Annotated in this window: 8 protein-coding genes; 6 read left to right on the top strand and 2 right to left on the bottom strand. The window is 67.9% G+C overall.

What is annotated here, in order from left to right; translation table 11 throughout:
* Positions 1-133: 133 nt before the first annotated feature.
* Positions 134-1285 (top strand): Gfo/Idh/MocA family oxidoreductase, encoded by a 1152-nt coding sequence (locus tag LLH23_19225; GenBank protein ID MCE5240597.1) that lies wholly within the window; start codon positions 134-136, stop codon positions 1283-1285.
* A 104-nt stretch (positions 1286-1389) separates the two neighbouring features.
* Here the strand turns inward: LLH23_19225 and LLH23_19220 are convergent, their stop codons facing one another.
* Both LLH23_19220 and LLH23_19215 read right to left on the bottom strand, forming a co-directional pair.
* Positions 1390-2274, bottom strand: coding sequence for a deoxyribonuclease IV (locus LLH23_19220; protein ID MCE5240596.1), 885 nt, complete (start codon positions 2272-2274; stop codon positions 1390-1392).
* Positions 2275-2395: 121 nt separating this feature from the next.
* A complete protein-coding gene (locus LLH23_19215; protein ID MCE5240595.1) occupies positions 2396-2671 on the bottom strand; it encodes a hypothetical protein in 276 nt (91 codons plus the stop codon).
* A 126-nt stretch (positions 2672-2797) separates the two neighbouring features.
* On the opposite strand from LLH23_19215, the gene larC reads away from it, so the two are divergent.
* From larC to LLH23_19190, 5 genes are all read left to right on the top strand, one after another.
* Positions 2798-4078, top strand: a complete 1281-nt coding sequence (gene larC / locus LLH23_19210; protein ID MCE5240594.1) for a nickel pincer cofactor biosynthesis protein LarC — start codon at positions 2798-2800, stop codon at positions 4076-4078.
* A complete protein-coding gene (locus LLH23_19205; GenBank protein MCE5240593.1) occupies positions 4048-6996 on the top strand; it encodes a right-handed parallel beta-helix repeat-containing protein in 2949 nt (982 codons plus the stop codon). The genes larC and LLH23_19205 overlap by 31 nt, the downstream gene beginning before the upstream one ends.
* A gap of 124 nt (positions 6997-7120) precedes the next feature.
* On the top strand, positions 7121-8137 hold the full coding sequence (locus LLH23_19200; protein ID MCE5240592.1) for a zinc-binding dehydrogenase: 1017 nt from the start codon (positions 7121-7123) through the stop codon (positions 8135-8137).
* A 122-nt stretch (positions 8138-8259) separates the two neighbouring features.
* Positions 8260-9228, top strand: a complete 969-nt coding sequence (locus LLH23_19195; protein MCE5240591.1) for a hypothetical protein — start codon at positions 8260-8262, stop codon at positions 9226-9228.
* A gap of 9 nt (positions 9229-9237) precedes the next feature.
* Positions 9238-9507 (top strand): ACT domain-containing protein, encoded by a 270-nt coding sequence (locus LLH23_19190; protein MCE5240590.1) that lies wholly within the window; start codon positions 9238-9240, stop codon positions 9505-9507.
* Position 9508: the final 1 nt, after the last annotated feature.

Below are 9508 nucleotides of genomic sequence, written 5' to 3'. Positions count from 1 at the left end.
CCGAGTCCCACGACGGTCGCGGTCGGTGACCGCTCCCACGTCCTGCCGGTAGCGCATCCCGCTGCCGCATCCTGTCTGTCCCTGGCCGTCATCGTGTCCACCCTGTGAGCCAACACTGATCGTGAGGTCCACCATGCTACGTTTCGGAGTCATCGGCTACGGCGGCCGCATTCGCGGCATCATCAACGGGCTGAAGCAGTTCGACGTGCCCTTCACCATCGCGGCCATCACCGACCCGAAGGGGCCGGAGTACAAGGATCAGTTCGCCGACGACCTCAAGGACACAGTCTTGTATGAGGACGCCGACCAGATGCTCGACACGGAGCAACTCGACGGCGTCCTCGTCGGTACACGCTGCTCGCTGCACACCCCGAGCGCGCTGAAGGTCGCCCAGCGCAAGCTGCCGCTGTTCCTGGAGAAGCCCGTAGCCACCAGCATGGAGCAGGTGCGGGCGCTGGCCGAGGCCTTCGCCGACTACGCGCCCCAGGTCGTCGTCTCCTTCCCGCTGCGCCTGACGACACTGGCGCTGACGACCAAGGAGATCATCGAGTCAGGTCGCCTGGGCAGCATCGAGCACGTGCAGGCCTGGAACAACGTGCCGTATGGATGGGTGTACTACGGGGGCTGGTACCGGGACTTCAACGAGACCGGCGGGCTCTTCCTGCAGAAGGCCACCCACGACTTCGACTATATCTCGTACCTGCTGGGCTCGACGCCGAAGTGGGTGTGCGCGATGAACTCACGGCGGGTCTACGGCGGCGACAAGCCCGAGGGGCTGATGTGCGATGACTGCGACGAGCAGGAGACGTGCATCGAGAGCCCGTTCAACCTGTTCTACAAGCGCGGGCAGGGCAACGGGGTCAAGCGCGGGGCGGGGATGCACTGCATGTTCTCGGAGAGCATCCAGAACGAGGATAGCGGCAACGCCATCGTCGAGTTTGAGAGCGGAGTGCAGGCGAGCTACTCGCAGAACTTCTTCGCCCGCGTCAAGGCCGGGGCGCGTGGCGCGCGCTTCTTCGGCTACCACGGCACCGTCGAGTTCGACTGGTACACCGGCGAGGTCAAGGTCTTCGAGCACCACAGCCTGCGCAATGACACGATCCGCTTCGAGGCCGGCGGGGGGCACTTCGGCGGCGACACGCAGCTCTGCTACGACTTCCTGCAGATCGTCCAGAAGCAGGGCAACTCACGCAGCCCGATCGCAGCCGGGATCACGAGCGCGCTGACATGCCTGAGGGCAAGGGAGAGCGCGGCGGAGCGGAAGTTCTGTGAGGTCAGGATGTAACGGCGAACGGCATACAGGATGTAAGGATGGAAGGATGGTTGGGATGAACGGCAGAGACGAGGCCGATGCCGTATCCTGCACATCCTTTCATCCTTGCATCCTGTTCAGAGCCGTTTGCGTGGCAGTTGCGGCCTGATCTCCCGGGGGATGTACCGCCGCAAGGCCCGCAGGTTCCGCAGGTCTTCCTCTAGCGCCGTCTTGAGCCCCTTTGGCGTCTCCATGACGAACGGCAGCGGGCGCAGGCTCGCATGGGCCAGGATGGCCCGCCAGCCTGCCGGGCCGATCTCCCCCTGGCCAATGTGCCAGTGCCGGTCGCGGTTGCTCCCCAGCGCTCCCAGCGAGTCGTTGGCGTGGATGAGCCGCAGCCGGTCGAGCCCCACTAGTCTGTCCAGCCGCCGTAGCAGCGCGCCCAGCCCCTCCGGCGTGTGTATGGCATAGCCGGCTGCGAAGGCGTGGGCCGTGTCCAGGCACAGGCCGAGGCGCTCGCCGCCGGTGAGGTTCACCACTTCCGCCAGCTCCTCCGGCGTATCCCCGACGATGTTCCCCTGCCCGGCACTGTTCTCGAGGATCAGTCGCGTTGGCCCGTCCGTATCGTGCAGCACCTGCCGCAGGGCCGTTGCGACGCGCTGGACCGCCTTCCGTGGCGGCGTGTCGGGGCCGCCGCTGCCCAGGTGCAGCACGACGCCCTCCGCCTGCCACGCGCCGGCCACCCGCATGTCGGCGACGAGCCGGCGGATGCTCCTGGCGCGCAGTGCACGGTCCGGGCTGGCGAGGTTCAGCAGATAGGGGGCATGGACGAAGAGTGGGTGGAGGTCGTGCCGGCGCCGCGCCGCCACGAAGGCCGCGTCCTCCGCGGGATCGGAGCGCCGCTCCTGCCACTGCACCGGGGCTGCGGCAAAGACCTGGAGCGTCTGGCAGCGTCGCTGCAGAGCGCCCCGCATGGTGCTCTGCAGCCCGCCGCTCACAGGGATATGGAAGCCAATGCGCATGGGGGTGAGGGTAGAGGGTCCAGGGTCGAGGGTCAAGGGTGAAGGGTCAAGGGTCCTGCAGCGGGGCTGTGAGAGTGTCTCGGAGGCTGTGTCTTGGCCGTTACCCTCCACCCTTGCCCCTTCACCCTCGACCCTCGCCTCCATGTCCCGGCCAGCCGTCGCCACCGGCCTGCAGGTCTGCCTTGTTCCGGGCCGCCATCTTGCCGTAGGTGAGCTTGCGGCACAGGAACCACACGATGATCCAGACGAAGCCGACGCCGAAGAAGGCCAGGATCGCGGCCGGCAGCCACTCTACCCACGGCCAGCCGCGCGTGTGCAGCCACCGGCCCACCAACGCCGCGACGGCGAGGGCGGACAGGAGCTGGATCACATCCTCGTGCTTCCGCAGGGCCTTCATGGTCGGTTCGTTCGTCGCCCTGCGCCGTCTCACCTCTGCGGGGCGCATGGTGCAGGGAGCCGGAGGTTGGCCCGCTCCATAGCGCGAACTCTATCCCGATCCTCAACCGAAATGGAGAACTGAACCTTGCGGATTGCCTATCTGGATGTGTTCTGTGGGCTGAGCGGCGACATGTTCCTGGGCGCGCTGGTGGACGCGGGCGCGGACCTGGCGGCCATCGAGACCGCGCTGCGCGGGCTGCCGCTGCACGGCTGGACGCTGCGGGCTGAGGAAGTGCGCAAGAGCGGCCTGCGCGGCCTGAAGGTGCACGTCGAAGAGGAGCATCACCATCGCCACCACGGTGACGATCACGACAACCACGGGCGTGAGCACAAGCACGGCATGAGCGCCGACGACGTCATTGCGATCATCCGCGCCGGCAACCTGCGCGCGGACCTCTGCGACCGTGCCGTCGGCGTCGTCGAGCGGATCGCGGCCGCCGAAGCCCAGGCCCATGGCGTGCCGCGCGAGCAAGTGCACTTCCACGAGTTGGGGGGCATGGACACCGTCATTGACGTGTGCGGGGCCGTCATCGGGCTGGACTTGCTGGGCGTGGAGAAGCTCTACTGCTCGCCCCTGCCGGTGAGCCATGGCTATGTAGACACCCAGCACGGCCGCCTGCCAGTGCCCCCTCCGGCGGTGGCGAACCTGCTGCAGGGCGTGCCGACGTACCCGCTGGACCTCGAGGGCGAGACCGTCACCCCGACCGGGGCCGGGCTGGCCGTGGCGCTGGCCGAGGTCGGGGAGCGCCCGGCGATGACCGTCACCGCCACCGGCCTGGGCGCAGGGACGAAGGACTTCCCGATCCCGAACCTGGTGCGGTTGTTCGTGGGCGAGAGCTACGTGGCCGCCGGTGCCCCGGGCCGCGTGGGCGCGGACGTCCCGGACGCGCCACGATGTGGGCACGCGGCGATGGTCCTCCTCGAGACCAACCTCGACGACATGAGCGGCGAGTTTTTCGGCTACGCGATGGAGAAGCTCTTCGCCGCCGGAGCAGTGGACGTGTGGGCCACGCCGATCTTCATGAAGAAGAACCGCCCGGCGACGATGCTGTCGGCGCTGGTGCATGAGGAGCGGGCCGACGCTGTCGCCGAGGCCATCCTGATGCACACCACGAGCCTGGGCATGCGGCGGCAGCGGGTCGAGCGCGACTGCCTCGACCGCGAGCATGTGACGGTGGAGACGCCGTACGGCCCGATCCGGATGAAGCTGGGCAAGCGAGACGGCAAGGTACTCACCGCCGCGCCGGAGTACGAGGACTGCGCGGCCGCGGCAGAGAAGGCGGGGGTATCGCTGAAGGCAGTCTATGCAGCGGCGTCAGCCGCGCGAGGTGCGACATGCGATGGCTCTCACTCGTCCTCCTGTTGACAGTGTGCGCGACCGCTCACGCCGCCGAGCAGTCTATCTTCGTCGCGCCCGGTGGCAATGACGCCAATCCGGGGACGCTGGCCAAGCCCTTCGCCACGCTGGCGCGGGCTCGCGATGAGGCGCGGAAGCTCAAGGCCGCGGGGGCGGTCACGGTCTATGTGCGTGGGGGCATCTACGAGCTGACGGCGCCCTTGACGCTGGGGGCCGAGGACTCGGGCACCGTGGCCCGGCCGGTGGTCTACCGTGCGTACCGCGGTGAGAAGCCCGTCCTCGTCGGGGCGCGGCGGGTCTCCGGCTTCCGGCCCTGGAAGGGCAGCATCCTCCAGTGCGACCTGAAGGGCACGCCCCTGGAGAACATCACCTTCCGGCAGCTCTTCTGCGATGGGCAGCGCATGGAGATGGCGCGCTATCCCAACGCCGACCGGAGCGACCCACACTTCGGGCAGTGGGCCTACGTCCTGGCGACCGACCCCGCGCCGGCCACGAACCGCTCCGTCTCCGACAACATCGCCAAGAGCAAGGACCACTTCACCGCCACGGATGATGTCATCAAGCCTACCTGGACCAACGTGCAGGACGCCCAGGTCTGCATCCACCCGGCGTACGGCTGGGCGTGGAACACCTGTGGAATCAAGTCCGCCGACAAGGCGACGAACGTCATCAGCCTCGCCAGCCCCGTGGGCTATGGACTGATGGTCGGAGATCGCTACTTTGTGCGCAACCTGCTGGAGGAGCTGGACGCGCCGGGGGAGTGGTACCTCGACAAGCGCACGAAGGTGCTGTACTTCTGGCCCCCGCAGGGCAGCCAAGTAGGGCAGGCGGCTCGCCTGCCCGGCGCGGGCGAGGCCGCCCGCGCTACTGGAGTATACGCCCCCGTGACCGGCACCATCGTCGCCCTGGAGCAGGCCGAGAATGTGACCGTGCGCGGCTTCACCATCGAGGCCTGCGATGCCACCGCTGTGACGATGAAGGACTGTGAGCGCTGCCTGATCGCCCAGAGCACCATCCGCAACTGCGGCGCGTGGGCTGTGAGCGTCACCGGCGGGCGCAGGTGCGGGGCCGTGGGCAATGACATCACCGCCACCGGCGCCGGCGGCGTTGCCATCAACGCCGGCAACCGCAAGACCCTTGAGCGCGGCGACTGCTTTGCGGACAACAACTACATCCACCACATCGCGGAGTTCCAGCGGACCTACAACACGGGCGTGAACCTGATGGGGGTCGGCAATCGCGCCACCCACAACCTGATCCACGACTGCTACCACCAGGCGATCCTGATGGGCGGCAACGACCACGTGGTCGAGTACAACATCGTCCACCACACCAACCTGGGGAGCGAGGACACTGGCGGGCTGTACATGTCCTCGCGCGACTACACCCAGCGTGGCAGCATCATCCGCTACAATGTCTTCCACCACTGCGGGGGCTTCGGGAAGGAGAACTCGTGGTCGCCGGTGCGCGAGGGGAAGGTGAAGTTCCACTACCCGGGCTTCACCTGGGGCATCTACCTCGACGCCCCCGAGGTCGGCATGACCGTGTTCGGCAACGTGCTCTACGATGTGCCCGTCTGTGGCCTGTTCAACCACGAGGGTCGGGACAACACCTGGGAAAACAACATCGTGGTGGACGCGCCGGGTTTCCAGATCAGCAGCGGCAACTACCCCGATCTCGATGAGCTGTCGTACTCCTACATCAAGAAGCTCCGCGAGCAGGGCGGTTATGACGTCTACCGGCAGCATTACCCGGAGTTGGGCAGCTACACCGATGAGGCGGCGAGCCACCACACCTGCGCCCCCGGCAGGTTCATCCGCAACATCATCTACTACACGCAGGACCCCGGCAAGTACAACACCGAGCGCCGCAAGGGGTGGAACGGGCAGCTCGTGTGGACCTTCCGCGGCTCCAAAGCCTCCTTCGAGGGCTTCCGGTTCGACCACAACTGCGTCTACGGGCCCCCGGACCTGCCGCTCAAGTTCTCGCTGACCCGCACCCCGGAGAAGGCCGGGATGCTGACGTGGGACGAGTGGCGCCAGACCGGTCAGGACGCCCACTCCGTCATCGCCGACCCGATGTTCGTCAACCCCGCCAAGCATGACTACCGTCTCAAGCCCGGATCGCCGGCACTGAAGCTGGGCTTCCAGCAGATACCCCTGGGTCAGATCGGGCCGTACAAGTCCGAGCTCCGCGCGACCTGGCCCATCGTCGAGGCTCCCGGAGCAGCGCGACTGGGCGACTTCACCACCGAGCGGTACTTCGAGCTGCCCGGATACCAGGCCAAACCCCGCGTGCCGGCTGAGTACCGTGTTCCCCGGCGCAGTGACATCCAGGTGGACGGCGTGCTGACTGAGTGGCCCCTGGACGACCCCAAGGCCGTGATGGAATGCCGCGAGGAGTACAGCGGCGGCGACACGGCAGGCCTGCCCAGCCTCGCGTGCGCCGCCTACGACGACCAGGCGCTCACGCTGGCAATCCGCAACCCTCTACGCCAGCCCGACAAGATCGTCCTGACCGGCGGCTGGGGCAGTCGTGACGGTGTGGAGATCGCCTTCCAGGATGTGGGAGCGGTCACCGACCGCGACAAGCCGGGGACGGTGACCCCTCCCACGCCCATCCTGAACCTGTACGGCTACCCCGACGGCACGGTTGAGAGTCTGACCATCGCCGGGGCCTCGGCCGCCCAGGCCGAGCGCCTGCGGCAGGGCATGACCTACGCCGCCCGGCGCACCGACAAGGGCTGGGAGTGCGAATGGCGCCTCCCCTGGGCGGCGGCGGGCATCTCCCCGGCGCCGGGCAAGCGGCTGCGCTTCAACCTCGGCGTGCGCAAGATGGAAGACCGGGCCTGGGTCGTGTGGCGCGGCACCGGGGGCTACAACTTCGATGTGGCGAAGGCTGGCATACTGGTGCTGGGGCCCCACTGAGGTCTGTGCAGGTACGGAAACAGGCCGTGGGTGCCGCGTCGTGTGCGGCGGGCCCCACGGCACGACGCGGCGCCCCCAGCCCAGGTGGCTCCAATCTAACTATGCAACAACGAGGGAGATCACGATGAAGAAAGCCGTCATCACCGGACCCCGGCAAGCTGCCCTGGTCGAAGTGCCCGATCCGCAGCCGAAGGACGACTGGGTCGTCGTCAAGGTCCATGCCGCGCCGCTGTGCACAGACTACAAGGCCTTCTGCGCCGGGACCAAGTGTGACCACATGGGCCACGAAGCGGCCGGCGAGGTCATCGCCGTGGCGCGGCCGGGCTGCGTGCAGGTCGGTGACCGCGTGGTCGTCATGCCCCAGACGCCCTGTGGCCAGTGCGCCCTGTGTCGGGCCGGCGACTACATCCACTGCCAGTCCTGCTACGACTTCGCCGCCGTGCACGGCACGAGGGAGGGGAGCGGCACGCTGGCACAGATGCTGCTCAAGCTCGACTGGCTGCTGCCCAAGATCCCCGACGGCGTGTCCTATGAGCACGCCTCGCTGGCCTGCTGTGGGCTGGGGCCGTCGTTCGGGGCCATGCAGGCGATGGACACCAGCGCCTTCGACACAATCCTGATCACGGGGCTGGGGCCGGTGGGGCTGGGAGCCATCGTCAACGCCCGCTATCGGGGGGCGCGGATCATCGCCGTGGAGTCGGCTCCGTGGCGGGTGCAGCGCGCTCACGACATGGGCGTGGAGCATGTGCTGGACCCGCGCGACGAGGCCACACTGCCGCGCCTCGTGGAGCTGACCGGCGGGCGTGGTGTGGATTGTGCACTGGACTGCTCGGGCGCCGTGCCCGCCGAGCGCCTGTGCATTGACGCCGCGCGCCGCAAGGGGCAAGTCGCGTTCATCGGCGAGTGCTTCGAGCCGCTGCCGATTACGGTCAGCAACGACATGATCCGCAAGGGCCTCACGATCCGCGGGTCGTGGCACTACAACCTGTGTGACTTCCCCCGGATCATGCAGATCATCCAGCGCTCGCCGCTGATCGAGCTACTCATCAGCCACGTCATGCCCATGAGCCGCCTGCAGGAGGCCCTGGAGCTGTGCGCCACGCACGAGACGGCCAAGGTGATCCTGCGGCCGTGGGAGTAGTGGGGATGGCGGGATGGGGGGATGGTCGCGTGGGCGTGCGTGTCCCCACGCGTGCAAGGGCAGCGGCCGCCCGCGATGATCGTGCGGCCTGTCCCAACTGAGGCCGACCAGGGAAGGCACACATGCGAACACCATTGGCGCTGACGGCCCTGCTGACCGCCCTGCCCCTGTATGCGCAGACCGCGGCCCTCCCGCCGACATGTCTGTGGGTGCAAGAGGGGCGCGTGCAGTGCCAGGGCGACGTGAAGGCTCCGCCGGAACTGCTGGCGGCGGAGCACCTCGGCATGTTGCGGGCACTGGGCCGCGGGCTGGTGCTGTGGACGGTCGAGGAGCGCGACGACACGGGCAATCTCGTGCAGTTCGCCCTGCACGTCGCCAACGTGCGCACGGGCGGCAACCACCGGTTCTTCAAGGACCTCGACCCCTTCGGCGTCGGCACAGACTGGCGCCTGCAACGGGCGGAGCTGACGGCGTCGGGGCGCGCAGTGCTGTTGCGTGTGCGCCTGCCGGGCACGGGGGCTTTCATCGCCGTCTACAAGCTCATGCTCGAGCCGCCGTACTACTGGTACGCCCTGCCCGAGGAGACCGAGGTGTGGGACAGCGCCGCGGCCGACGGCTCGGCGAAGGCGCGACCGTATTGGGCGCTGGCCGCCGACTGGCGCGCCGCCGCCACCGAGCGCGAGGGGCGCTACGCCACGGTCATCGTGGCGGGCAAGAGCACGCCCCAGGGGCGCAAGCTGTGGGAGGCCAGGACCTGCCGCGACCTGCCGCCGTACGCGGAGACGGACATCACGAGCGCCGTGGTGTCGCCCGACGGGCGGCAGGTCGCCTTCACCAACCCCCGGGGACTCTGGCTGGTCCCGGTGGCCGGCCGGGAGCCGCGCCAAATCCTCCCCGAGGGCTCCGCTCCTGTCTGCGTGTACGAGAACCCCGTCTGGTCGAGTGACGGCCGGGGGTTGTACGTGACGGTCAGCGAATACGGCAGCGGCAACACGCGGTCCACGAGCCTCAAGCTTGTGGACCCGGCCAACCCTGGCCAGGCGACACTGGCGGGGGCAGATGCCAGGCTGCTGTGCATTCCGACGATGTAGGTGCAAGCCATGAAGGCAGTCATCACCGTGCTGGGCAAGGACCGCGTGGGCATCATCGCTGCCGTCACGGCGGCGCTGGCCGAGAACCAAGTCAACATCCTGGACATCAGCCAGACGATCCTGCGCGACTACTTCACGATGATCATGCTCGTGGAGCTGCTGGATGAGAAGCTGAGCATCCCGAAGCTGGCGAGCATCCTCGACGAGGTGGGGGCGAAGCTGGGGGTGCAGATCCGCGTGCAGCATGACGCGGTGTTCACGGCGATGCATCGCATCTGAC

The organism is bacterium (genome assembly GCA_021372615.1).
Classification (GTDB): Bacteria; Armatimonadota; Zipacnadia; order Zipacnadales; family UBA11051; genus JAJFUB01.
Note: the sequence above shows the minus strand (reverse complement) of the source record. Positions and strands in the feature narration are given on the sequence as shown.